This is a genomic window from Paracoccus sp. (in: a-proteobacteria), from assembly GCF_032007265.1.
Classification (GTDB): Bacteria; Pseudomonadota; Alphaproteobacteria; order Rhodobacterales; family Rhodobacteraceae; genus Paracoccus.
Map to the genome: position 1 here is coordinate 23,160 of NZ_DALZMB010000007.1, position 23,109 is coordinate 46,268.

The 23,109-nt window shown below is 59.5% G+C and carries 20 protein-coding genes; 10 read left to right on the forward strand and 10 right to left on the reverse strand.

Annotated elements, in window-relative coordinates:
• Positions 1-3: 3 nt before the first annotated feature.
• The 4 genes from RTS12_RS02940 to RTS12_RS02955 form a co-directional block, all read right to left on the reverse strand.
• On the reverse strand, positions 4-894 hold the full coding sequence (locus RTS12_RS02940; RefSeq protein ID WP_312525316.1) for an ABC transporter permease: 891 nt from the start codon (positions 892-894) through the stop codon (positions 4-6).
• Positions 891-1,898 (reverse strand): ABC transporter permease, encoded by a 1,008-nt coding sequence (locus tag RTS12_RS02945; RefSeq protein ID WP_312525318.1) that lies wholly within the window; start codon positions 1,896-1,898, stop codon positions 891-893. Before RTS12_RS02945 ends, RTS12_RS02940 begins: the two co-directional genes overlap by 4 nt.
• Positions 1,899-1,990: 92 nt before the next feature.
• Positions 1,991-3,547, reverse strand: a complete 1,557-nt coding sequence (locus RTS12_RS02950; RefSeq protein ID WP_312525320.1) for an ABC transporter substrate-binding protein — start codon at positions 3,545-3,547, stop codon at positions 1,991-1,993.
• Between the two features lie 64 nt (positions 3,548-3,611).
• Entirely contained in the window at positions 3,612-7,442 is a 3,831-nt protein-coding gene (locus RTS12_RS02955; protein WP_312525322.1) for a hydantoinase B/oxoprolinase family protein, read from the reverse strand.
• A gap of 247 nt (positions 7,443-7,689) precedes the next feature.
• Here RTS12_RS02955 and RTS12_RS02960 point away from each other — a divergent pair, with 247 nt between their 5' ends.
• From RTS12_RS02960 to RTS12_RS02990, 7 genes are all read left to right on the forward strand, one after another.
• Positions 7,690-8,433, forward strand: a complete 744-nt coding sequence (locus tag RTS12_RS02960; protein ID WP_312525324.1) for an IclR family transcriptional regulator — start codon at positions 7,690-7,692, stop codon at positions 8,431-8,433.
• Between the two features lie 108 nt (positions 8,434-8,541).
• A complete protein-coding gene (gene rsgA / locus RTS12_RS02965; protein ID WP_312525326.1) occupies positions 8,542-9,576 on the forward strand; it encodes a ribosome small subunit-dependent GTPase A in 1,035 nt (344 codons plus the stop codon).
• Positions 9,577-9,706: 130 nt separating this feature from the next.
• Positions 9,707-10,336: an FMN-binding negative transcriptional regulator gene (locus RTS12_RS02970; RefSeq protein ID WP_312525328.1), complete on the forward strand. Its 630-nt coding sequence runs from the start codon at positions 9,707-9,709 to the stop codon at positions 10,334-10,336.
• Positions 10,337-10,638: 302 nt separating this feature from the next.
• Positions 10,639-11,541, forward strand: a complete 903-nt coding sequence (locus tag RTS12_RS02975) for an ABC transporter substrate-binding protein (protein WP_312525330.1) — start codon at positions 10,639-10,641, stop codon at positions 11,539-11,541.
• Between the two features lie 68 nt (positions 11,542-11,609).
• The gene (locus tag RTS12_RS02980) at positions 11,610-12,803 is read left to right on the forward strand and encodes an ABC transporter permease (protein WP_312525332.1); all 1,194 of its coding nucleotides are present in this window, start codon (positions 11,610-11,612) and stop codon (positions 12,801-12,803) included.
• Positions 12,800-13,753 (forward strand): ABC transporter ATP-binding protein, encoded by a 954-nt coding sequence (locus RTS12_RS02985; protein WP_312525335.1) that lies wholly within the window; start codon positions 12,800-12,802, stop codon positions 13,751-13,753. The genes RTS12_RS02980 and RTS12_RS02985 overlap by 4 nt, the downstream gene beginning before the upstream one ends.
• On the forward strand, positions 13,750-14,505 hold the full coding sequence (locus RTS12_RS02990; protein ID WP_312525337.1) for an ABC transporter permease: 756 nt from the start codon (positions 13,750-13,752) through the stop codon (positions 14,503-14,505). Before RTS12_RS02985 ends, RTS12_RS02990 begins: the two co-directional genes overlap by 4 nt.
• A 10-nt stretch (positions 14,506-14,515) precedes the next feature.
• Here the strand turns inward: RTS12_RS02990 and hdhA are convergent, their stop codons facing one another.
• The 6 genes from hdhA to RTS12_RS03020 all read right to left on the reverse strand — a co-directional run bounded on the left by hdhA (position 14,516) and on the right by RTS12_RS03020 (position 20,405).
• Positions 14,516-15,283, reverse strand: coding sequence for a 7-alpha-hydroxysteroid dehydrogenase (gene hdhA, locus RTS12_RS02995; protein WP_312525339.1), 768 nt, complete (start codon positions 15,281-15,283; stop codon positions 14,516-14,518).
• 232 nt (positions 15,284-15,515) lie between these two features.
• On the reverse strand, positions 15,516-15,647 hold the full coding sequence (locus tag RTS12_RS03000) for a putative transporter small subunit (RefSeq protein WP_312525340.1): 132 nt from the start codon (positions 15,645-15,647) through the stop codon (positions 15,516-15,518).
• Positions 15,644-17,305: a sodium:solute symporter family transporter gene (locus tag RTS12_RS03005; protein WP_312525342.1), complete on the reverse strand. Its 1,662-nt coding sequence runs from the start codon at positions 17,303-17,305 to the stop codon at positions 15,644-15,646. Before RTS12_RS03005 ends, RTS12_RS03000 begins: the two co-directional genes overlap by 4 nt.
• Positions 17,306-17,614: 309 nt before the next feature.
• A complete protein-coding gene (locus RTS12_RS03010) occupies positions 17,615-18,304 on the reverse strand; it encodes a cupin domain-containing protein (RefSeq protein WP_312525343.1) in 690 nt (229 codons plus the stop codon).
• 38 nt (positions 18,305-18,342) lie between these two features.
• Positions 18,343-19,734, reverse strand: coding sequence for an ATP-binding protein (locus RTS12_RS03015; RefSeq protein WP_312525345.1), 1,392 nt, complete (start codon positions 19,732-19,734; stop codon positions 18,343-18,345).
• Positions 19,731-20,405, reverse strand: a complete 675-nt coding sequence (locus RTS12_RS03020) for a response regulator transcription factor (RefSeq protein ID WP_312525347.1) — start codon at positions 20,403-20,405, stop codon at positions 19,731-19,733. The genes RTS12_RS03015 and RTS12_RS03020 overlap by 4 nt, the downstream gene beginning before the upstream one ends.
• A 254-nt stretch (positions 20,406-20,659) precedes the next feature.
• On the opposite strand from RTS12_RS03020, the gene RTS12_RS03025 reads away from it, so the two are divergent.
• From RTS12_RS03025 to RTS12_RS03035, 3 genes are all read left to right on the forward strand, one after another.
• Positions 20,660-21,448: a TlpA disulfide reductase family protein gene (locus RTS12_RS03025; protein WP_312525349.1), complete on the forward strand. Its 789-nt coding sequence runs from the start codon at positions 20,660-20,662 to the stop codon at positions 21,446-21,448.
• 49 nt (positions 21,449-21,497) lie between these two features.
• Positions 21,498-22,139, forward strand: a complete 642-nt coding sequence (locus RTS12_RS03030; protein ID WP_312525351.1) for a DsbA family protein — start codon at positions 21,498-21,500, stop codon at positions 22,137-22,139.
• A gap of 108 nt (positions 22,140-22,247) precedes the next feature.
• Positions 22,248-22,946, forward strand: coding sequence for a L,D-transpeptidase (locus RTS12_RS03035; protein WP_312525353.1), 699 nt, complete (start codon positions 22,248-22,250; stop codon positions 22,944-22,946).
• The last annotated feature ends 163 nt before the right edge of the window (positions 22,947-23,109 follow it).

Consider the following 23,109-nt stretch of genomic DNA (forward strand, 5'->3'; position numbering starts at 1 on the left):
GGTCTATCTCCGCGCGCGGGGGTCAAGGACATCGCGCAGCCCATCGCCCAGAAGGTTAAAGGCCAATACGGCAGTGAAAATCGCAAATCCCGGGAAAAGTGCCGTCCACCAATAATCAGGCATATCGCCACGCGCGATGGACAAAAGCGTGCCCCATTCCGGCGTGGGCGGCTTGACCCCGATGCCGACAAAACCCAGCGAGGCCACGGTCAGAATGGCAAATCCCGTATCCAACGAAGCCTTGACCACAACAGGCGACATGATGTTGGGCAGGATATGGCGCAACAAGATCCGCGATGTCCCTGCGCCAAGCGCACGGGCCGCAGTGATGAACTGCTCTTCTTTTTTGGCAATGACCTCTCCGCGGATCAGACGCGCATAGGCAGGCCACCATGTGATCGAGATTGCGATGATCATATTCATGATCCCGGCACCAAGGGCGGCGGCCACCGCCATGGCCAGGATCAACGCGGGGATTGTCAGCAAAAGGTCCGTGAAGCGCATCAGGACTTCATCAACCCAACCGCCAAAATAGCCCGCGATTGCGCCAACGGCACAGCCGATCACGACTGAAATTCCAACCACCGCCAGGCCCGAAAATAGCGAAACCGGAGCCCCCGCGATCACCAGCGAAAAGACATCCTGACCCAGTGCATTCGTGCCGAACCAATGCTGCGCATTGGGCGCCAAAAAGCGCGCCGCAGTATTGGTCGCACCCGCAACCTGCTCGGGATAGGGCACAATGAAAGGCGCCAGTAGCGCGATCAGGACCAACGCCAGCACCAGCACAAGCCCGATGACGGACAGTGCACTTTGGCGAAAGCGGTAAAAGGCACGCGACCAGTTCTCGCGCCGCGCCGAGATCGCGGGTTTGGACAGGACTGCATCGCTCATGATTGACGGACCTTGGGGTTAAAGACGCCGTAAAGCAGATCGACGAGAAGCATGGCAAAGAGATAGATCACGGCGATCACCAAGGTGACGCCGATCACCGGCATGAAGTCCTGGCTTAAGATCGCCTGAGTGGCGTAAAGACCAAGCCCCGGCCAGTCAAAGACCGTCTCGACCAAAACCGTGCCCCCCAAAAGCCAACTGACATAAAGCCCGATCACGGTCAGGGTCGAAGACATGGCGTTTTTGAGAACGTATTTGAACAAAATCAGCCGGTTGGAAAGACCAAGCGCGCGTTCGGTCAGCACGTAATCCTGTTGCAACACCTCGATGGTCGAGGCGCGCATCATGCGGATGATCGTGGCAAGCGGAGAGAGCGACATCGCCAAAGCAGGCAGTGCCAAATGCGCCAGGGCAAGCTGAAAGCCGTACCAATCGCCCGCCAGAAGCGCATCAATGGTGTAAAAACCCGTGATCTCTTCCGGGGGCATCTCGATCAGTGGGAAACGCCCGGAGAGCGGCAAGATATCCAGCCAGGTTACGAAAAAGAGTTGCAAAAGCAGCGCCAGAAAAAAGCGCGGCATGGCAATCCCGGCCAAGGAGACAGTGCGCGTCAGATAGTCAAAGACGCCATTGCGCCAGACCGCCGCGCCCATCCCCAGTGGAATGCCAAGGCAGATTGCGATCAGCAAAGCCGCAAAGACCAGCTCAAGCGTGGCCGGCAGGAAGGTCATAATATCCTCAAAGACCGGACGGCGCGTAAAAATAGAGACCCCCCAGTCGCCTTGCACCAGCCCGGTAAGATAGTTCCAATATTGCACCGGGATAGAGTGATCGAGGCCAAACTCGCGACGTACGCTTTCGATCACCTGGGGGGTGGCATTCGGCCCAGCAGCCAGGGCCACCGGATCGCCCGGCAAAAGCCGGGCAATGGCAAAGACGATCATCGTCAGGCCGATCAGCATCGGCACCATGAGTAAAAGTCTTCGGATCACATAACGGATCATCGGCATCCCTGATGGCAGGCGGGCCTTACGGCCCGATTATTGGGTATTTGGGTGATGAAGAAGGCAGCAGGCCGCCTTATCTGGTCCCAGGGTTACTCGAGGGAAAGTGGCAGCAATTCGATCGAATTGGCGGCGACCGGGGCAAAGACATAGCCTTTGACATTGTCGCGCAAGGCGAGTTTGCGCATCTCGAGGACGCCAAAGATGTCGGGGGCGTCCTCGACCAGCAGGATTTGCAGATCCTTGTAGAGCGCTTTGCGCTTGTCGCTGTCCATTTCGATACGGGCGGCCTCGATCAACCGATCCGCCTGGGGATTGTTATAGACGGGGTTTTGCCACTGGCCATTGCGCGAGGAGTGATAGGCCGCGAAGGCGATATTATCGGGATCGGCGTAGTTGGCCGATTGGAAGATGCAGTAGAAATCGGGCATCGTATCGGGCGATTGGGCCGATGCCACGATGTCGGGCCAGGTCGCGGGTTTGATGTCGAGCGTGATATTGAGCGTTTTGAGCGCCTCGAGCAGGAGAAGGCACCAGCGGCGCTGGTTCTCATAGCCCGACGCATATTGCACGCTAAGGGTGATGCCACCGTCTTTATAGTCGGATTTCGCCAGATATTCCTGAGCCTTCGCCAGATCCTGGCGATAAACCGTCAGATCGGGATCATGGCCAAAGATGCCATTGGGCAGCGGGCCGACCATCAATTCGGCCGGGCCTGCGCTATCGAGCATGCCTTGATAATTATAGGCATAAGACACGGCCTTGCGCAGATTGGCATCAGCCAGCGGGCCTTTGGCCGTATTCATCTTGATCGAGAAGGTCCGGTATTCGGGCTCGATCACGCGAACAACTTCGGGGGTGTTGGCCAGAGCCTCCATATCCTCGGCATAGAGTTCGAGGGCGATATGCGCCTCGCCGCGCTGCATCATCATGCGCTCGGTTGCGGCTTCGCGGACGATTTTCCAGATGGCGCCTTCCAGATTGCCACCATCTTTGTGCCAATCATTCTCGACGCGCAGGAATTCGTACATATTTCCGGGCATGACGCGGCCCATACGGAAGGCGCCAGAGCCTGCGGTGTTCTGCATCAGATAGCTTTGGGCGTCGTCATCGCCCTTATTCGCCTCGAGGGCGGCAGGGTTGACGATGAACATCCAGGGGATGACCTGAAGGAAAGGGGCAAAGGGGGCTTTCAGCGCGAAAGCGACCGTCTGCGCATCTTTTGCCGTGACGCTGCCGGATTCGAGAATGCCTTCGATCATCCAGGAATAGCCGCGCTTGAGGCGGATAATACGCTCGAAGGAATAGACGACGGCATCGGCCGTGACCGGGGTGCCATCCTGAAAGCGCGCCTCAGGATCAAGGGTGAACTCCGCGCTTAGCCCATCGGGGGCGACCGTCCAGCTTTTGGCAAGGCCCGCTACGATCTGCGGCGGGTTTGCGACCACGCGGACCAGCGCATCATAGGTGTTGCGAAACAGCATGGCCGGGGCATAGCCGCTGGCGACATGCGGGTCGAAGTTCGGAATGTCGACGCTGCTGGCCACGACCAAAACCTTGCGGCCACGGGCGAATGCCGTAGCGGGCAAAGCGGCAAGGGCGGCGGCGGAAAGGGCAGTCCCCATAAGCGTGCGGCGGCTGATGTTCATCTTGTTGCTTTCCCTGTTCGATCAATGGCCGCCCCCGCTTCTATCAAGCGGGGGCAGTGATTTTTCAAGCGGCGCCGGCGATTTTTGCCAGGGCAATACCATAGATCTGCGCGGCAGCGGCGGGGCTGATATAGCCTTGGCGCAGATCCTCGGAAATGCGGGCATGATCACGGGCCAGGGGATCGCCATAGCCCGAGCCACCCGCAAGTTGCAGCTCGATCACCTGATCGGTTCCAGTCAGATCAAGGATCATACCGGTGCCGCAATCCTGGGTCTGTTCCATGCTGGTAAGGCTTAAGATCGCCCCATGCGCGGTCAGCCCGGGCAGGCCACCAAACAGTCCCTCGACCGGCAGCCCCACCCCCTCGGGAGAGACGATTGCACGAATATCATTGCCGCTTTCCAATCTGCGCGAGATCCGAACGCGCACGCCCAGACCGCCACGGAATTCCCCCGCACCGCCGCTGTCGGTCATCAGCCCCTTTTCCCAAACCACGATGGGCGAGCGGCTTTCCAGCATTTCAATCGATGAGGTCGCCGCCGAGGTTGGCCACAGCAACGAGGATTTCCCATCCCCCGACACCGAGGCGCCCTGTCCCCCGCCCAAAAGCAGCAGCTCGTAAAAGAGCGCCCCCTCGTCGGTTTTTCCGTAAAAGCTGAGAAGGCTTGGCAGCCCCGAGAAGCTTTGCACGACCGCAGGCGCGGCCTCGGCCATGGCGCGGAAAATATTGGGGGCGATATACCAGCCCGTGCGCGTGCGCAGCGATACGGGTGCGGGCTTCTCACAATTCAGGATCGAGCCAAGCGGCGCCTTGACGGTGAATGCCCGATAGCATCCCGCATTGCCGCGCACATTCGGCGTCAACATGCATTTGAGCGGATAGGTCGCATGGGCCGTGGTATAGGACAGCGTGCAGTTGATACCGCCTTTTTTGGTCTGCGGCGGGGCGCCCTCAAAGTCCAACTCGATCTGATCACCCGCAACCGTGACCTTCAGCGGGAAGGTCATCGTCTCGCCCATCGGGTTGTTCGAGATGCGAGAGTGATAGACGCCGTCCTTGAGGTTCGAAATTGCTTCGCGCATGGCTTTTTCCGAAAGCTGCTGCACGACCTGCGCAAAAGCAGTCAGATCATGCATGCCGTATTCGTCCATAAAGCTGCGCATCCGCACTGCGCCCGTGGCATTGGCCGCGACGAATGAGCGGACATCGCCCAGAACCTGTTCGCTATCGCGAATATTTTCGGCCATGAGGCGGAAGAGATCTTCGTTTTCGACGCCCGCACTGACCAGCTTCATCGCCGGGATCTGGATGCCTTCTTCATAAAGCTCGGTTACGCTTAGCCCATCGCGCGAGCCACCAATATCGCCGACATGGCCAACCGTGCCCATCAGCGCGACGACGCGGTCTTGGTGAAAGACCGGGGTGACGATGGCCAGATCGAACAGATGGCCTGCACAAAGCCAGGGATCATTGGTGATATAGACATCACCGGGCTTCATGGTTTCGGCGGGATAGCGGGCGAGGATCGCCTTGACCGCCATCGGCAACGTCAGGTTGAAAACCGGCATCACCCGCGCGGAATGGGCCAGAGTTTCGCCGCGCGGATCCAGAATGGCGCAACCGAAGTCCTGACTTTCCGAAATGATCAGCGAAAAGGCGGTGCGGCAGACCGTCGACCACATCTCTTCGGCCACGTTCACAAGGCGGCTCCACATCACCTCAAGGGCAATCGGGTCAGCCTCGATACGCGCCATCGCCTCATCCAGCGACATCGTGGCATCGACCATGGTTGCGCCTTTTCCGGCGGCGGCAATCGCAATGCGCAAATTGCCGATATCATCGATGCTCACCTGATCGCCGGGCGGGATGATGGTGGTCGATTCATGCTCTTCGATGATGGCAGGGCCACTGACCTGATCACCTGGGCGCAACGAATAACGGTCGTAGATCCCTGCCTCTTGCCATGCGCCATCGAAATAGGTCTGACGCGACCCCTTGCGCGCCTGCCCCTCTTGGCCGCCAATCCCGGCCTGACGCACGGTCAGCTGCGGAACCGGACCACTGGCCCGGGTACGGAAGGACAAGATCTCGATGCGCGCATCAGCGGGGACCTGAGTGTAGCGCGCGGAATAGACGCTTTCGAACGCAGCGCGGATTGCCGCATAGGAATCGCCCGTCAGCTCGCCCGCGGGCAAAGGTACCGCAATTTCATGCAATTGGCCGACAAGGCGCATATCGGCCGACCGTTCGAAGGTCATATCCGCATCAGCCACCCCGGCACGGGCAAGCTGCGCGCGCCCTTCGGCCGCAAGTTCGCCGCAGATGCGCGTGAATTCTGGCGTCTGCATCTGGGGTGTCAGGACGGTACGATGCGAGCGCACATAGTCAAATGACAAGGGCGCGGTCAAAAAGCCAAAGGCCGATGCGGCACCGCTTGCCGGGGGAATGATCACCTCGGAGACGCCAAGAATACGCGCAACCCGGGCGGCAAAAGCCGGGCCCGCGCCACCAAAGCCGATCATCGAATAAGCGCGCGGATCCTTGCCCTTTTCGACCAGATGGATGCGTGCGGCATTGGCCATGCTTTCGGCGACAACCTGATGAATACCTGCCGCGGCCTCGACCGGGGAAATCCCCAGCGGACCCGCGATGGTCTCCAAAGCCGCCGAAGCAGCAGGCAGGTCCAGCGTCATGCGACCGCCCAAGAAAAAGTCCGGGTCATAATAGCCAAGCGCAACGCTGGCATCCGTCACGGTCGGTTTATCGCCGCCACGACCATAACAGGCCGGGCCCGGCTCTGATCCGGCGGAATGGGGCCCGACCTGCATCAGTCCGACCGCATCGATCGAAGCAATCGAACCGCCGCCCGCGCCGATTTCGATCATATCCACGACCGGGGCTTTGATCGGCAGCCCCGAGCCATTTTTGAAGCGATGCTCGCGCCCCGCCTCAAGGAATGAGGCGATATGGGCGCGGCCGTCCTCGATCAGGCAGGCCTTGGCGGTGGTTCCACCCATGTCAAAGGCAATCACATTGTCATGGCCTGCATTCTTGCCAAACCACGCGGTTGCAAGCGCGCCACCCGCCGGACCGGATTCCAGCAAACGGATCGGATAGGCCCGCGCCGCCTCTAGGCTGACCAGACCGCCCGCCGAATGCATCATGCGAAAATCGCCGCGAAAGCCCATCTGCGCCAGTTCATTTTCGAACCGGCCCAGATAGCGATCCATCAAGGGTTGCACATAAGCATTGGCACAGGTCGTCACAAAACGCTGATATTCCGAGATTTCCGCAACCACCTCGGAGGAAATCGAGATCGAAACTCCCGGATGCGCCTTGGCGATCAGATCGCGCGCCTGTTGTTCATGGGCAGGATTGGCATAGGCATGAATAAAGCAGATGGCGATCGCCTCGGCCCCGCCCTTGACCAGCGCATTGGCTGCATCAAGTACGTCTTGCGCGTTCAAAGGCAGGATTTCCGTGCCATCCGCGCCGGTGCGCTCAGAGACCTCAAGACGCAGGGCGCGCTCGACCAAAGCGGTGGGGAATGCCAGCGTCAGATCATAGATATCATAGCGCTGCTCGGTCCCGATTTCCAGAATGTCGCGGAAGCCCTTGGTGGTCACAAGGCCAACCTTGACGCCTTTGCGCTCGATCACGGCATTGGTCACAAGCGTCGTGCCATGCACCACCTCGGCCAGATCAGCCACGCTAATTCCTGCCGCCGCGACCAGTTCACTCAGGCCTTTCAGCGCACCAAGCGAGGGGTCTTGCGGCGTCGTCGGGTGCTTGTGCAGGCGGATCGCGGTCTTGGCCTCATCAAAAAGAATAAAGTCCGTGAATGTGCCGCCGATATCGATCCCCGCGCGCAAACGTCCGTCGGTCAGTGCCATGTTCTCTCGCTCCAAAGTCCTTCACGACCCTGAATCCGGGCCGGGCTGTTCATCTGCTTCAAGGGGCAAGGCGGCGCATTTTCGGTCACGCCCGCTCAGCCCTCACGCGGCAGGGTTGAGCCAAGATTAGGAGGGGAATTTTTTCGATGTCCAGAACTTGTTTCATTCTTGATACTGAATTTCATTAATGAAACACTTGAGCTTAGATCGGAAATCGTTCAACTGTGATGAAACGAAAGAGGACGCGATGGGCGCGCTTGGCGATACTATTGATATCCTTAAGCTTTTCTCGTTCGAAGAGCCCAGCTTCAATCAGGCGGAACTGGCCCGGCGACTGGACCGGCCCAAGGCGACGGTCCATCGCGCACTGAAGGCGCTGAAAGAATCGGGACTTTTGGAATATGATTCGAACACGCGCCTTTACTCGCCCGGAATGCGGCTGTTCGAGCTGGGCCAGATCTTTCGCAGCCAGAACCATTTCCTTGATCTCTTGAACAAGCGCTTTCAGCTGATCTGCGAAACCATTGGCCACACCGGATATATCACGGTCTTTGACGGATCAGATCTGATGGTGCTGCGCATGATCCGCGGCCCCAGCCCGCTGGCAATTGCCACCGCGCCCGGCTATCGCACCGCCGCGCATAGCACCTCGAACGGGCGGGCGATGCTGGCGCTTTTGGACGATCAGGAATGGCGTCGCCGCGTCCCCGAGCCCTTGCCCTTCGTGTCGAAAATCACCCCTGCCAACCATGAGGAATTACAAGAGATTCTTGGGCGCATTCGCGCAACCGGGCGATCCTCTGCGGATAGCGAATCCTATCCGGGTGTGGCGGCGCAGGGCACGGCGATGCGCGATCCCGACACGGGCGAGATTTATGGCGTGGCGATTTCCTTGCCCCAAACCCTGATGACCCCCGAGTTTCGCGAAATCATTGCGGGCAAGCTGGATCAATTGCGATCCGATATGAGCCTGCAATCCCTTGCGGATTAGGCAGCCCACCCATCCGGGCGACGTTTTCTGAACACGCCTGCGGCCCGCATTGACGCGGCGATCATCACAGGGCTTGCATCCGTGCAATCTCGCGCGCATTCAGGCAGTGTGAATACTGCATCTGATCATCCCGCCGCCTCTCTTGCCGCCCTTGGGTGGACCGATTTTTTTGACGACCAGCTGGCCTCGGATGAGGTCGGGCTTGAACGAATGCGCATTGCAACCGTGCATCGCAGTCGCATGTCCGCGCAATCGGTGGCAGGCTCGGTCAGGCTACAGCTTGCACCGCTGACAAATACCTCAAATTATGCGGTCGGGGATTGGGTGTTGGTCGATCCCCAAAGCCATGAGTTGATCCGCAAACTTGAACCCCGGACCTTGCTGCAACGCCGGGTCGAGGGGGGGCGCACCCCCCAGCTGATCGCAGCCAATGTCGATACTTTGTTCATTGTGACCTCGTGCAATGAGGATCTGAACCCCGCCCGGCTAGAGCGCTATCTTGCCTTGGCCAATGAGGCCGGGACGACGCCGGTGATCGTGCTGACCAAGGCCGATCAGGTTGCCGACCCCGGCCATTACCGCGATCAGGTTGCCGGATTGCAGCGCGGGCTGGACGTCATCAGCTTGAACGGGAAATCCCCCGAAGCCGCCGCGGCCCTGGCGCCGTGGTGCGGGCCGGGGCAGACGGTGGCCCTTGTTGGCTCTTCTGGCGTTGGCAAATCTTCCTTGATCAACACGCTGAGCAACAAATCGGGTGATGAGGCGCAGCTGACCGGCTCGATCCGCGAAGATGACGCCAAAGGCCGCCACACCACCACCTCGCGCTCGCTCCATGCCATTGCGGGCGGCGGCTGGGTGATTGATACCCCCGGCATCCGCACCCTGCATGTCAGCGATATTTCCGTAGGTCTGGATGTGCTGTTCTCGGAAATCACCGAGCTGGCGCCGCAATGTCGCTTTCGCGATTGCACCCATGCCCACGAGCCAGGCTGTGCAGTGCAGGCGGCACTTGCGTCAGGGCAGCTGGACCCCGCGCGGGTCGAGCGTTGGCGCAAACTGGATGCCGAGAACCGCAGCAATACGCCCGTGGCAACCGGCCCGCGTGGCAACAAATCGATCAAGGCCCCACGCAAACGTCCCTAAGTCACCGCGTGTCAGCCCGCTCAATCCGGCTAAAAGATCGCATAAACGCCGCTCGGTCGTGCCTAGCCATTGCCGAGGGCGCGGCAACGGCCGATAGTCGTTGATATTGGCTCAACGGTCGCGAGGCTTGATGTATATTCCGCCCCATTTTTCCGAAGTCAGTCCGCAAGCAATTGACCAAACCATCCAGGACGCGCCCTTGGCCTGTGTTGTGGCCCAGACGCCATCGGGCCTGATCGCCAATCACCTGCCCGTATTTGCAGCCCCCGATGGTACGTTGATCGGCCACGTCGCCTTGGCAAACGACATGCATCGCCTGATCGCGGACGGACAAGATGTGATGGCGATCTTTCGTCGCGACGATGCCTATATCTCGCCCAATTTCTATCCAAGCAAGACGGAACATCACCGCCATGTTCCGACCTGGAATTATGAGGTCGTCCATGTCTACGGCGGCATCCACTTTCAACACGACGATCACGCCAAGCGCTCTGCGGTCGCTTTGCTGACGCGCCTCCACGAGCGCCGTCTGAATGGGGCGGCGGCATGGCGCATGACGGATGCGCCCGCTGACTATATTCAACAGATGCTGGATGGGATCGTTGCCTTTAGGATCTCGGTCACACGACGGCTGGCCAAATCAAAACTCAGCCAAAATCGCGAGCGGGTCGATTATGAAGGCGCGGCTTTGGGGCTGAGGGAAACTGGCCATGAAGACATGGCCGCGCGCATGTTGGCCCGTCTACCCCTGCCGGACTAAGAGCCATCCATACCCGATGCCGCCGCGCCCCCAGATCGCTGCGTCCGGTTCGATGCATCAGGGTTCGCGCAGCGGGATTTGACGCCGCAAAACACGGTGCCAAAGCATCACCATACTGCCCGTCACCTGGGCGGATGCAGCAACTTGGCGGCCTATCTTGGCGCAAGATGTGGAAACCATTCGCGCCAAGCGGGGTTTGCTTAGTCTGACAGTTGGTTTTTCAACCGATTTCGCCAGTGCTGGCTTGGGCATTTGCCTGGCCATGGTCCGGGGCGGTGATCGGGCAAAAGGATGTCACCTCTATGAAAACGCCGCTTCTTGCACTGACACTTGCCCTGTCGCTTGGGCTGCCCGCCATGGCCGATGTCACGGTCGCATCGAAAATTGACACCGAAGGCAGCGTCTTGGGAAATATGATCCTTGAGGCGCTCAAGTCGGCTGATATTCCGGTGATCGACAAGGTCCAGTTGGGCACGACCCCAATTATCCGAGAGGCGATCACCCAGGGCCAGATCGATATCTATCCCGAATATACGGGCAATGCCGCCTTCTTTTTCAACCAGCCCGAACTGCCGATCTGGCATGATCCGCAGGCCGCCTGGACCAAGGCCAAAGAGCTGGATTACGCAGCCAATCACATTGTCTGGCTTGAACCTGCCTCGGCAAATAACACCTGGGGGATCGCGGTCCGCCAAGATCTGGCCAAGGAAAACAATCTGAAAACACTTTCGGATTTTGGCGCTTGGGTCAAAGCAGGTGGTCAGGTGAAACTGGCGGCCTCGGCCGAGTTTGTGACCTCGCCCGCGGCCCTGCCCGCCTTTTACAAAGCCTATGATTTCACGCTGTCCCCCGAGCAGCTGGTGACACTGTCGGGCGGGGACACGGCGGCAACCATCGCCGCGGCCGCGCAGCAAACCTCGGGGGTAAATGCGGCCATGGTGAATGGCACCGACGGTGGCATAGGGCCGGGCGGGTTGGTCGCGCTTGAGGATGACAAACAGATCCAACCTGTCTATCAGCCCACTCCGATCATTCGCGAGGCGGTGCTGAAGCAATATCCTCAGATCGAAACCATCCTGAACCCGATTTTTGCCAAGCTGGATATGGCAACATTGCAAGATCTGAATGGCCGCGTTCAGGTCGAGGGTCAGCCTGCCGCCAGTGTTGCCCATGATTTCCTGCTTAAAAATGGCTTTGTGAAGTGATCAGCCGCCCCGCGCTGCCAGACCCCGGCAGGCACGGGGCATGGGGCCAATGTCCCAATCGATCAGCCTTGCCCCCCTCAACCCTAACCCGATTTGACCGTATCGGCGCAGTTTTTGGCGTTATGATCTTTGGCGCGACGTTCTTTTTGCCTTTCTTGCTGATGCGCGCCAGCCGCATCGCGCCTGCCGAGCCGCAACTGCTGATCCATCTGGGCCAATACTCGGGCAGGCTTTGGGCAGCGCTATTTACGCTGGTCGCGGTTCTGTTGGCCTTTAGATTGCCCGTTTGGGTGCGGCTGATGATGGCTTTGGGTGCGATGCTGGCGCTGGCCTTGGCGCTGGGGCACGAGGCAAGCGTGCTGGCCGCAGGGGGGACGGATTATGCGCGCATTTCCGTCGGTGCGGGGGCCTGGTTGCTGTTTGCCGCTTTGACCCTGGCAATTATCGACGCTTTGGTGCGTCAAAATCTGGGGCCGATGGCACGGCTAGCAAGCTTGCTGGTGGCTTTGGGTTGTCTGGGGCTTGCGCTTGGCAGCGGGCTTTGGCGCGATCTTTCGGTCATGCGCGAATATGCCAACCATGCCGATGCCTTTTTGCGCGAATGCCGCACCCATCTGATGCTATCGCTGGGGTCGCTGGCTGCGGCCTGCGCAATCGGACTGCCCTTGGCCGTGATCAGCGCCCGCATTTCCTGGCTGCGCAACAGCCTGCTGCCCGCCTTAAGCATGATCCAGACCATTCCCTCGATGGCGTTATTTGGCCTGCTGATCGCGCCAATGGCATGGCTTGCTGCACATTTGCCCGGTGCGGGCGCAATCGGCATCGCGGGCATCGGCCCGGCCCCGGCCTTTGTCGCGCTTGTGGCCTATTCGCTCTTGCCGATTGTGTCCTCTACCGTCAGCGGATTGGCTAGGCTTCCTGCCCCGGTCGTTGATGCAGCGGCGGGGATGGGGCTAAGCCCACGCCAGAGTCTGTGGCAGGTCCAGATTCCGCTGGCGATGCCCGCCATCCTGACCGGCATCCGCATCACCTTGGTCCAGAACATCGGCATGACCGTGATCGCTGGCCTGGTCGGTGGCGGCGGTCTGGGCGTATTCGTCTTTCAAGGGATCAGCCAAACCGCCAGCGATCTCGTGCTTTTGGGCGCGCTTCCTGCGGTCATCATGGCCTTTACCGCCGCCGTCTTTCTGGATGCGATGATTGCTTTGTCGCGGGGCGCATTACCTGCCGATGACCGCAGCCTTGTGGCCGGTGCAACATGATATCCGTGCAAAACCTAAGCCGCAGCTTTGGCACTCATCTGGCCGTCGACGATATCACGATGGAGATCGCCGCAGGCGAGATCGTGGCCATCGTCGGCACGTCTGGCTCGGGGAAAACCACCCTGTTGCGGATGATCAACCGCCTGATCGAGCCAAGCTCGGGCACGGTTTACATCAACGGGCGCGACACCCGCACCCTTCACCCCGAGGCTTTGCGGCGCCAGATGGGCTATGTCATTCAAGGAAACGGCCTTTTTCCGCATTGGACCATCGCCCGGAATATTGCCACGGTACCGCGTCTGTTGAAATGGGAACCGCAGCAGATCAAGAACCGCGTCGATGAGCTTTTGCGGATCTTTAACCTTGATCCCGATGTCTTTCGCAACCGCATGCCACATGAGCTGTCTGGCGGAGAGCAACAGCGTGTCGGCGTGGCGCGGGCTTTGGCGGCGAAACCTCCGGTCTTGCTCATGGATGAGCCCTTTGGCGCTTTGGACCCGATCATCCGCGACAAGGCGCAGCGCGATCTGCTGGAGGTACAGCGGCAATTTGGGACCACCGTCGTCGTCGTGACCCATGATATGGATGAGGCGATCCGATTGGCAGACCGCATTGCCGTTCTAAGCAAGGGCCGCTTGCAGCAATTCGCGACCCCGGCCGAAATCATGATCAGGCCCGCGACCCCTTTCGTGCGCGAGCTGCTCGACACCAAGGATCGCGCCTTGCGCCTGTTGTCGCTCCAGCAGGTTCGCGATCTGATCGAACCGGGCGGGGCAAGCGGCGATCCAATCGACGCGGGCGCATCACTTAGAACGGCCCTGTCGGAATGCCTGTGGTCCGGGCGGGCCTATCTGCCGGTTATCGACATCGGTGGACCCGCAGGCCGCATCAGCCGCGAAAAGATCGAGCGCGCCGCCCGCTTTGACAGCTTCCCCGAGCCTGCCAGATGAGCCGCGCCCTTGCCGTCGCGCTGCGCTTGGCTGCCTTGGCGTTTCTTGTGGCGCTGCTTGCCGCCCCTTTGGCCTTTGCGCCGTTGTTCGACTGGCTGACCAAAAACGGCCAACCTGCGATTTACCAGCAAACCCCGCTGCGCCAGTTGGCCCTTGATCATCTGGCCCTGGTGGCCGTGGCCGTCAGCCTGGCGGGGCTGATCGGTATCGGCGCTGCGGTTGTGGTCTCACGTCCCGCGGGTCGCGAATTTTTACCCCTGTCGCGCGCCTTGGCGAATTTCGGCCAAACCTTTCCCCCGGTCGCGGTCCTTGCGCTGGCGGTTCCCATCTTGGGTTTCGGGGCAAAGCCCACGCTGATCGCCCTGTCCCTTTATGCGCTTTTGCCGATTTTTGAGACAACGCTGACCGGCATGTCGAGCATTCCGGCACAGGTGATCGAGGCTGGGCGCGCAAGTGGCATGAGCAATCGTCAGCAGCTTTGGCAGGTCGAATTACCGCTTTGCTTGCCAGCCATCCTGTCGGGGCTGCGCTTGGCCACCATCATCTCTTTGGCGACCGCCGCGATCGGATCGACCGTCGCAGCAAAGTCGTTGGGCGAGGTGATCATTGCCGGTCTGATGACCGGAAACACCGCCTTTATCGTGCAAGGTGGACTGGTCCTGAGCCTGCTTGCGATTTTGATAAATGATGCCTTTCGTTGGGCCGAAAGTCGTGCAGCACGAAAATTGGGCCTATCCGGCCCCGCGGCATGACACCCCGCCCCTAATCCAGCTCTTGGACCCCACCGCCCGAGACCGTCAGGATTTGCCCGCTAATCCAGCTGGCGGCGGGCGAGCAAAGAAACAAGGCAGCATTGGCCATATCCTGCGGCTCTCCCAAACGCTTGATCGGGGTATGGCTCAACATCTTTTCCTCAATTTCGGGATTAAGAACCGAGTTCAGCGCATCAGTCCGCGTCGCACCGGGGGCGATCCCATTGACGCGAATATTTCGGGGGCCCAGATCAAAGGCAATATTTCGCACCAGATGGCTGGTGGCGGCCTTGGATGAGCCATAGGCGGCCATGCGCTTGTTCTTATTCTCGGCCGCCATCGACGTGATGGCCAAAATCGTTCCTGCGCCCGCTTTCTCCATCTCTGGCGCGGCAAGCTGGGCAAGGCGGAAAAGCGAAAAGACATTCAGATCAAAGGCGCGGCGAAAATCGGACATGGGCATGTCAAAGGGCTTTGGCCCACCCCCACCGGCGTTGCTGACCAAGATGGTCAGCTTGCCAAATCGCGCGACAGTGCCTGAAACCAGCGCGGCAAGCTGGTCTTCTTGTGTGACGTCACAGGCCATGCTGGCCGCCAAACCGCCCGCAGCGGTGATCTCGGCTGCAACGGCTGCGGCGGCCTCAAGATGCAGATCGCTGACCATGACGCTCGCACCTGCGGCGGCAAAAGTCTGGGCGATTGCACGCCCAATGCCAGCCCCAGCCCCGGTGACGACAGCGACCTGACCCTGGATCGTGAAATCGGCGCGATCATACATGATGAATTTCTCCTGTTTGCACGAGCACTACCCCTGCGCACACCCCAAGCTGTATCTGGTTTGAAGCATAACGCATGGAGGCCAAACAGGGGTCCAGAAATGACAGGCCGCGTTGATCTTTCAGGGCCGCCTTGGGGCGATTTCACCTGCTTTATGTTCGGCCTAAGGCGAAAACGAAAACGGCAGCCAGGCATTTGACCTGGCTGCCGCTTGGGCTAAACTCACGCCCGCTTTAGATCAGTGGGCGCCCTTCACGCTTGGCCTCACGCCATTCCTTGACGAAGGCCGAGACAAGCACCCACAGCACGACCGCCACAATGGCTGGCCAGATCAGGACATAGATTGTCAGGAAAAAAGGGCTCATACGGTGACCTCCTTGGCGTCTGGCATTGGGTCCAGATCATCAAAATGCCGGGTTTTCTGGGCAATGGTGGAAAAGTCGAAGTCCTCATCGCTGTTCCATGATAAAGCAACGCATAGGATCGTGCTGACCGCATAGGCCAATAGCGAGGCGCTTAGAACCGGATATTGATGCAAGAATCCGACCCCAAAAGGCAGCACGACCAGCGCGGCAAGCACGCCGACCGCGATCCCGACATTGCGGCCAAAAAAGCCAAATGACATCAAACCAGCGATCACCCCCACCCCGACACAAGCCAGAATATCCGAGATGATGGCCACTGGCCCGGTCAGGGGAATCCAGCCAAAGCGGACAGGGAAAAAGACGATCAGAGCGCCCAGCACACCAGCCGTAAAGGCACGGTTCGTGACCTTGCCCCAATAAAAGCTGGCGATAACCGGGAAAACCAACGCGCCCCAGATCGCCCCGACAAGAACCAGAAGTTCAAGGATATTGAACTGCTTACCCGCAAGGTAGAGCCCGATGATCGTCGCTACGACCATGGTCAAACGCCCGACGAGCAGCATCAGATGCGGCTTGACTTCGCCCGGTTTTGCCAAGTTGCGGCCATAGATATCCGTCATCACGATCGAGGACAAAGCCGCGAGATCCGAATCCGCCGTCGAGGCAAGCGAGCCGATGATCAGAATGAAGAACAGGCACAGCATTGCCGGCCCAAGATAGGTGGCGGCCATTTGTGGCACGAGGTTGTTGGCATTGCCGTCAAGCGGCGTCACACCCGCATAAAGTGCCAAGACCCCCAACATGCCGATCCCGATCACGGTCGCGCCATAACCAAAGGTCGCGGTGACGAAAGTCGCGCGGATCTTATCCTCGCGTACGGCAAACAGGCGCTGCGCAATGGTCTGGTTGCCGATGGCATAGGCCAGTACCGCCGCGATATAGGGTGCGCCTTGGTTAAAGAAGGCATCGCTTGAGAAAAAGCTTTGCTGCTGCTGGGTCAGATGGGCCGCACCTTCGGTGAACATCCCCGGGCCGCCGGCGGCAAAGAAAATTGCTGGCACGATGATGACAACCGCTGCCAACATGGCGCAAACCTGCATGAAATCGGTCAGGATCGAGGTGCGAATTCCCGACCACAGCGAATACAGCAGAATACCGCCCCCGATGATCAAAATACCCGTGCTAAAGCTAAGCGGCGTCAGCATGGTGATCAGCGCACCGCCCGCGATAAAGTTCGAGGTGATGCTCAGAAGGCTGCCCAGAATATTCGACCCCGCCAGCAGAAGTTGGCTAGAGGTACCGTGACGGGCCTGAAGGATTTCTGCCAAGGAATGGGCCTCGGGCGCCAAAGAGCGGATGCGCTTGCCAAAGGGATAGATGAACAAAATCATCAATGCCCCCCAAAGCCCGTAATGGATCGGCCCAGAGATGCCATAGGTATAGCCCGAGGTCGCCGCAGCATAAAGAGAGGCCGCCCAGATCCATGTCGCCGTCATCGATCCCGCCGAGATCCCGAAACCAACCTGATTTCCTGCGGTCATATAGGCGTCGGCGTTTTCCTGTTTGCGTCCAATGGACAGTGAAACAAGAAAAGTCAGGCCGAAAAACAGGAATAAAAGCGTTAAAGTTACCGTTGTACTCAGCTGTGTAAGCTGCATCCCAATGTCCCTCCCTTTGGTATTTTCCGTCTGGGGCGGCATCGATTGGCGCAATGGCACGAGCTTTGTCAGCCGTCCCCCCCCCGTCTGCTTTGCCTCCTCTGGTGAAATGCGTGCCAAAGTCGAGGATAGGTGCAGAAAGACCTTTCATGCAACCAATTAGGAAAAAGAGTTTCCTATATGGAAAATAGGGCTAAGGGCGGATTTTCTGGCAAGCGGCTGAACAAGCAATCCCGTCCAGCCGCGCCATGTTGCGGCACCTGATCTATGGATGGCTTTCGCCAGCCAGGCGCCGGTCAAAGGGAGTGATTATTTTTGGATTTGTGGCATGGGCAAGACATCGGGATGCAAGGCCGCGCCATCCCTTAGCCAGATGGTAGCGCCCGAAGGGCCAGTCCGGGCGAGTAAATCCTGGCCTGCGGGAAGGCGACCCCAGCTTTGCGCTTGGCTTTCTTCTTGATTGAGCCGAGCCGTGCCGTCGATCAGGATGAACTCCAATCCGCGCGGATTTTCGACGTGGATTTCAGCATCAGCAGCCCAATCTTCGATCCGAACTTCCTCGGCTTCGTCTTGGAACAAGATCCGCGCGCTAAGTGCCCCTTGGCGTGGCGTGGTGGATGTGCCCTCGCCCGGCTGTCGATTGATCTGAACCCGATCCCCGGTCCGATATTGCCACAGCCGCACAAAGATCACGCAACCCTCGGCGGCGGCGGGGATATGCGAGGTGCCGGGCGGATTGCGAAAATAGCTGCCCGCCGGATAATCGCCATGTTCATCCTGAAACGTACCTTGCAGCACAAGAATCTCTTCGCCGCCTGAATGCGTGTGGCGTGGGAAGCTGCTGCCCGGCGCATAGCGCACGATCGAGGTGGCGCGGGCAATCTCATCGCCGATGCGAAACAACATGCGCCGCTCGACACCCGCAGCGGGGCTGGCAATCCAGTCCAGCTTGGCGCCATGCACGATAATCGGCCTGTCGAAATCATCATTAATGCGCATGAAATTACCCTTGGTTGTGGTTCGCGGTTCTTGCTTCTTTAGCTAGTGGCCCGACTGGCTGACACAAGGTCGGCACTATCAGGATCAAATCGCAGCTGCACGGCCTCGCCGCCACCGGGGCGCGCAGACAGGATAAGTTGGCCACGCATACGCGTCATCGCAGCAGCGACAATCGACAGCCCCAATCCGCTGCCCCCACCAGAGGGGCTGGCAGTCCCGCGATAGAAACGGTCCGTCACATAGGGGCGGTCTGCGTCAGCGATGCCAGCGCCTCGGTCCAAAACCTCAAAGACCATTTCGCGGCCATCGCGACGGATGATCACCTCGACCGTAGCACCTGCCGGCGAGGCTAGAATGGCATTTTCAAGCAGATTGCGCAAAGCCGCCGTCAGCAATGTCACATGCGCCGTCAGACCCGCCGCCCCAAGGCCTGTGGTTTCAAGCGCCACCCCACGCGAAAGCGCAAAAGGCCGCATTGCCGCGACGACATCAGCCAGCAGCCGCGAGCAGTCCTGTTTGGGCAGTTCGGCCTCGATCGGCGTTTCTGCGGCGCTTAGGGTCAGCAATTGCCCGACCAGCCGATCGCTTCGATTGACGGCTTCGGTGATCTGGCGCAATGCGTTTTTCCTTGTCGCCTCATCCGGCGCGATGGCCGCGATCTGGGCTTGCGCCTTTAATCCGGCCAAGGGCGTTTTCAGCTCATGGGCGGCAAAAGCTGTGAAGTTTCGCTCTCGTTCGCGCAGATGATCGACGCGCAAAAACAGCCCGTTCAAGGCCGTCGTCATCACCCGCAATTCGGTCGGGACTGTGGCTTCATCCAACGGCCCGAAATCAGAGGCAGGGCGCGAAGTCAGATTTGCCGCCACTTCCTCTAGCGGGCGCAGGCCACGCGCCACCGCCCACCAGATCAGCAGTGCCAGCAGCGGCAAGATCAGAACCGCTGGCGCCAAAAGGCCGAACGCCACATCATTGGCCAGCATATTGCGCACCTTGAGCGAATCCCCCACCATGACCCGCAGTCCCATGGTTTCGTCAACAAAGGTATAAATACGCCACGCCTCGCCATTGACCTGACGCTCACTGAACCCCGATGTTCGCCCGGCCAGCTCGTTCATGGGCGCCCCTTTGGAGGCGCTGCGCAACTGGCCGTCAAAGCCCCAAACCTGACAAATCAATTGGCGGGCGTAATCATGCCCGCCCTCTTGTGCGGTGGGGTCGTTCACCAGATCCGCAGAAAGATGGGTCATCGGATCGTTGCCGCTGCGGGCCATCAACGAGGCAACCATACGCGCGGATTCCTCTAGGCGGCGATCAAGCACCTGCCCCACCTGCTTTTCGGTCGAATATTGAATCCAGATGACCCCCGAGAGCCAGACCAGCCCCGTGGCCGCCAATAAGATCGCGAAAAGCCGCCTGCGGATCGAGTTCATGTCGTCACCTTCCACTCATCAGCCAAGCGGTAACCCGCACCCCGAACGGTGGCGATGTAATCTGCGCCCAACTTGGCGCGCAGCTTATGGATGTGAACCTCGACCGTGTTGCTTTCGACCTCTTCTTGCCAACCATATAGCCGCTCTTCCAACAAGGATTTGGTCAGGATCGCGCCGGGACGTTCCATCAAGGCGTGCAAGATGGTGAACTCGCGATTGGAAAAGCTCAGATCTTTGTCGCCGCGCCTGCCACGCATCCGCGCCGGATCAAGCACAAGCCCATTCCAACTTAACAGGCTTTGCGGTCGCCCCTGATTGCGGCGCAACAATGCGCGCAATCGGGCGGCCAGCTCGTCCAGCTCGAATGGTTTACCCAGATAATCGTCGGCCCCGGCATCCAGCCCCGCCACCCGATCTTGCAGCTGATCACGCGCCGTCAGGATCAGAACCGGCAAGGCCACGGCATCTGCGCGCAGCGCGCGCAAAAGGTCCAACCCCGATCCGTCAGGCAGCATCAGATCAAGCACCATGATCTGGAAATCACCAACGGCCAAGGCCGCCACTGCATCGGCGCAATTGTCGACGGCATCGGGCGAGAACCCTGCCAACCTCAGGCCGACACTTAGACCGTCGCGCAAAATGTCATCGTCTTCGACTATAAGCACACGCATTCAGATATTCCCGTGATCGCGGTCATGGCCGATAGATTGGCCGCCTTAAGGCTGGCTTAAGGCAGACGCCCGAAACGGACCACAACGCGCCGGACAACTTTCGGTGCAGTCCACGCGCGCATGCGCCAGCGATGCCAGTAAAGAAAGGCGATGATGTTTACGAGGAAACCACATGCGGTGGGGGTCGGCGCCCTGTATCAATCTCATCCGGTGGCCTTGCGCAAAGCGCGTGAAGGGTTGCGCTGATGGGAGGGATGTCACTAGGCCCGCTTGCATTTTCCGCTGACCGCGCCCCGGTCGCGGTTGCCATTGTAATTGCCCTGCTGGTCGCGGGCATTCTTGGGCGCAAGACCTATGAAGACCTGTCCAGCTGGCTGGTCCTTTCCCTTATTGTCGCGGCATTTTCCGGGCGTTTGGCTTTTGTGCTGCTGAACTGGTCCGCCTTTGCAGATTCACCGCTAAGCATTCTGGCATTCTGGCAGGGTGGTTTTAACGCAATCGGTGCGGGCGTCGGGCTGGCCCTGGTCAGCGTGCTATATCTGCGCCGCCGCCAGCCCCTGTGGGGGCCCGCCGCAGCCACTTTGTTCTGCGCGGTCATGGCCTGGAACATCACCCACCAATTGACCAAGGGCGAGGATAGCTACCTGCCCAATCAACTGCAGCTGATGCAGCTTGATGGCACCCCCATCGCGCTGGAGGATTGGCAAAATAAGCCCCTGGTCATCAACCTTTGGGCAAGTTGGTGCCCGCCGTGCCGCCGCGAAATGCCAATGATGGCCGATGTCGCTTCAAGCGAAGCCGAGATCCCGATCCTCTTTATCAATCAAGGCGAAGGGCCAACCACCATCCGGCGCTATCTGGCGCAAGCGGGGGTATTCATACCCGCCATCCAAGATCCCGGTATGCAGCTGATGACCCATTTCGAGGCCATGGGCCTGCCCGCGACGCTTTTCATAGGCAAGGACGGCAAACTGCAAGCAAGCCATATGGGGGAAATCTCGCGCGCACGACTGCAGGCCGGGATCGAGGCATTGCGGCCTTAAACGACCCCGCAAGAGGGACCGCGCTTTCAAGCATCGAAAGGACAATGCAATGACAAGCACCAAGATAATCCCGACAAATCGTCGAGGATTTTTGCAAATTGGCCTTGCGGCAAGCGTCACAGCCATCACTGGATTGCCCGCATTGGCCCAGGAAAACGCCATGCCCGCGCCGCTGCGCAAAGCGCTTGAACGCGAGCAGCTTGGCGCCGTTCTGGGCAACCCGGCGGGGGATATCACCCTGACCGAGTTCTTTGACTATAACTGCCCCCATTGTCGCAGCATGGTCGGCGATCTGTATCAGCTCATCGCCGATGAGCCCAATCTGCGCGTCGTGCTGCGCGAATGGCCGGTCTTTGGCGCAGGCTCGCTTTATTGCGCACGCGCATCTTTGGCTAGCTTGCGGCAAGGCAAGTTCTGGCAATTCCACACCGGCTTACTAAGCAGCAAAGGGCCAGCGGATGACAAAAGCGCCATGCGCGTTGCCGCCAAGGTTGGACTGAATGTCGAGCAGCTGCGCACTGATATGGAAGATATCGCGATTGCGCGCCAGATTGAGCATTCGTGGCTTTTATCCGAACACATGGGACTGGTTGGCACGCCAAGCTTCATCGTTGGAAATTTCGGCGCTTTTGGCAGGCAATCGCCGCGCGAGCTGCGCGATTTGATCGCACAGGCGCGCAGTAGCACATGACACCCCACCCCTTCGGCGAGCAATTGCTGCCCCAGCCTTAAGCTGGGCTTAAGCAATTTGCCCCATCCCTTTCCAACAACACACCGCCCTAGCGACCGGAGCAATTCCATGAGCAAACCAGCTCAACACCACCCGAACACCACGCCCGCGCCGAAAGATCGCAAATCGATCGCCAGTCGGCGCGCCTTTTTGGGCGGGATTTTGGCAAGCGGGATCGCAATGCCCAGCCTGGTCAAAGCCCAGAATGTTGATCCCACCACCGGGCAGGTCGTTTACGGAAATACCGGCGCGGGCCAGGCACCGGATCTTGGCGTTTTTCAGATCGACCCGACGCAGGATACAAGGCGCAACCAATCCTCGTTCAAGGCTCTGCATTGGCGCGACTTTTACCCCAGCCTGGGCAAAGGGGTGATCCTGGCCGATGTCACCTCGCGCGCCCTGCATTTCTGGTCGGGGGATGAAAGCACCTATTTGCTTTTCCCATGCTCGATCCCGGTGTCCGAAGAATTGACTAAGCGCGGACAAACTGAGGTGGTGCGTAAGGCACAAAGCCCTTCATGGACGCCGACACCCAGCATGCGCGCCCGCGACCCAAGCCTGCCCCAACGCGTCGAGGGTGGCCGCCCCGAAAACCCCTTGGGCATTTATGCGCTTTACCTGTCATGGCCCGCCTATCTGATCCACGGCACCCACGATACGCGCAAGATCGGGCGCAAATCCTCAAGCGGTTGCTATGGCCTGTTCAACGAACATATAGCCAGCCTTTATGCCGTGACCCCGGTCGGGACTCAGGTAACGATTTTCTAGGCATGTGCGAAACTGCCTGAAGGCCAAAAGCCATCGCTTTGATCCGCCAAGCGCCAATCCTGCGCGCAGGCCGCCGGGCGGATCGGATTGCCGCAGATAAGTTCCCGTGCAGCTAAACGGCTGCACGCAACAGATGGCCAGGGCCGCGATGTGTGCCGGGGGC

What these genes read in the sequence shown, in the direction of transcription:
- RTS12_RS02940 (WP_312525316.1), bottom strand. Translation starts at nt 894, where the DNA reads ATGAGCGATGCAGTCCTGTCCAAACCCGCGATCTCGGCGCGGCGCGAG.
- RTS12_RS02945 (WP_312525318.1), bottom strand. Translation starts at nt 1,898, where the DNA reads ATGATCCGTTATGTGATCCGAAGACTTTTACTCATGGTGCCGATGCTG.
- RTS12_RS02950 (WP_312525320.1), bottom strand. Translation starts at nt 3,547, where the DNA reads ATGAACATCAGCCGCCGCACGCTTATGGGGACTGCCCTTTCCGCCGCC.
- RTS12_RS02955 (WP_312525322.1), bottom strand. Translation starts at nt 7,442, where the DNA reads ATGGCACTGACCGACGGACGTTTGCGCGCGGGGATCGATATCGGCGGC.
- RTS12_RS02960 (WP_312525324.1), top strand. Translation starts at nt 7,690, where the DNA reads ATGGGCGCGCTTGGCGATACTATTGATATCCTTAAGCTTTTCTCGTTC.
- RTS12_RS02970 (WP_312525328.1), top strand. Translation starts at nt 9,707, where the DNA reads ATGTATATTCCGCCCCATTTTTCCGAAGTCAGTCCGCAAGCAATTGAC.
- RTS12_RS02975 (WP_312525330.1), top strand. Translation starts at nt 10,639, where the DNA reads ATGAAAACGCCGCTTCTTGCACTGACACTTGCCCTGTCGCTTGGGCTG.
- RTS12_RS02985 (WP_312525335.1), top strand. Translation starts at nt 12,800, where the DNA reads ATGATATCCGTGCAAAACCTAAGCCGCAGCTTTGGCACTCATCTGGCC.
- RTS12_RS02990 (WP_312525337.1), top strand. Translation starts at nt 13,750, where the DNA reads ATGAGCCGCGCCCTTGCCGTCGCGCTGCGCTTGGCTGCCTTGGCGTTT.
- hdhA (WP_312525339.1), bottom strand. Translation starts at nt 15,283, where the DNA reads ATGTATGATCGCGCCGATTTCACGATCCAGGGTCAGGTCGCTGTCGTC.
- RTS12_RS03000 (WP_312525340.1), bottom strand. Translation starts at nt 15,647, where the DNA reads ATGAGCCCTTTTTTCCTGACAATCTATGTCCTGATCTGGCCAGCCATT.
- RTS12_RS03005 (WP_312525342.1), bottom strand. Translation starts at nt 17,305, where the DNA reads ATGCAGCTTACACAGCTGAGTACAACGGTAACTTTAACGCTTTTATTC.
- RTS12_RS03010 (WP_312525343.1), bottom strand. Translation starts at nt 18,304, where the DNA reads ATGCGCATTAATGATGATTTCGACAGGCCGATTATCGTGCATGGCGCC.
- RTS12_RS03015 (WP_312525345.1), bottom strand. Translation starts at nt 19,734, where the DNA reads ATGAACTCGATCCGCAGGCGGCTTTTCGCGATCTTATTGGCGGCCACG.
- RTS12_RS03020 (WP_312525347.1), bottom strand. Translation starts at nt 20,405, where the DNA reads ATGCGTGTGCTTATAGTCGAAGACGATGACATTTTGCGCGACGGTCTA.
- RTS12_RS03025 (WP_312525349.1), top strand. Translation starts at nt 20,660, where the DNA reads ATGTCACTAGGCCCGCTTGCATTTTCCGCTGACCGCGCCCCGGTCGCG.
- RTS12_RS03030 (WP_312525351.1), top strand. Translation starts at nt 21,498, where the DNA reads ATGACAAGCACCAAGATAATCCCGACAAATCGTCGAGGATTTTTGCAA.
- RTS12_RS03035 (WP_312525353.1), top strand. Translation starts at nt 22,248, where the DNA reads ATGAGCAAACCAGCTCAACACCACCCGAACACCACGCCCGCGCCGAAA.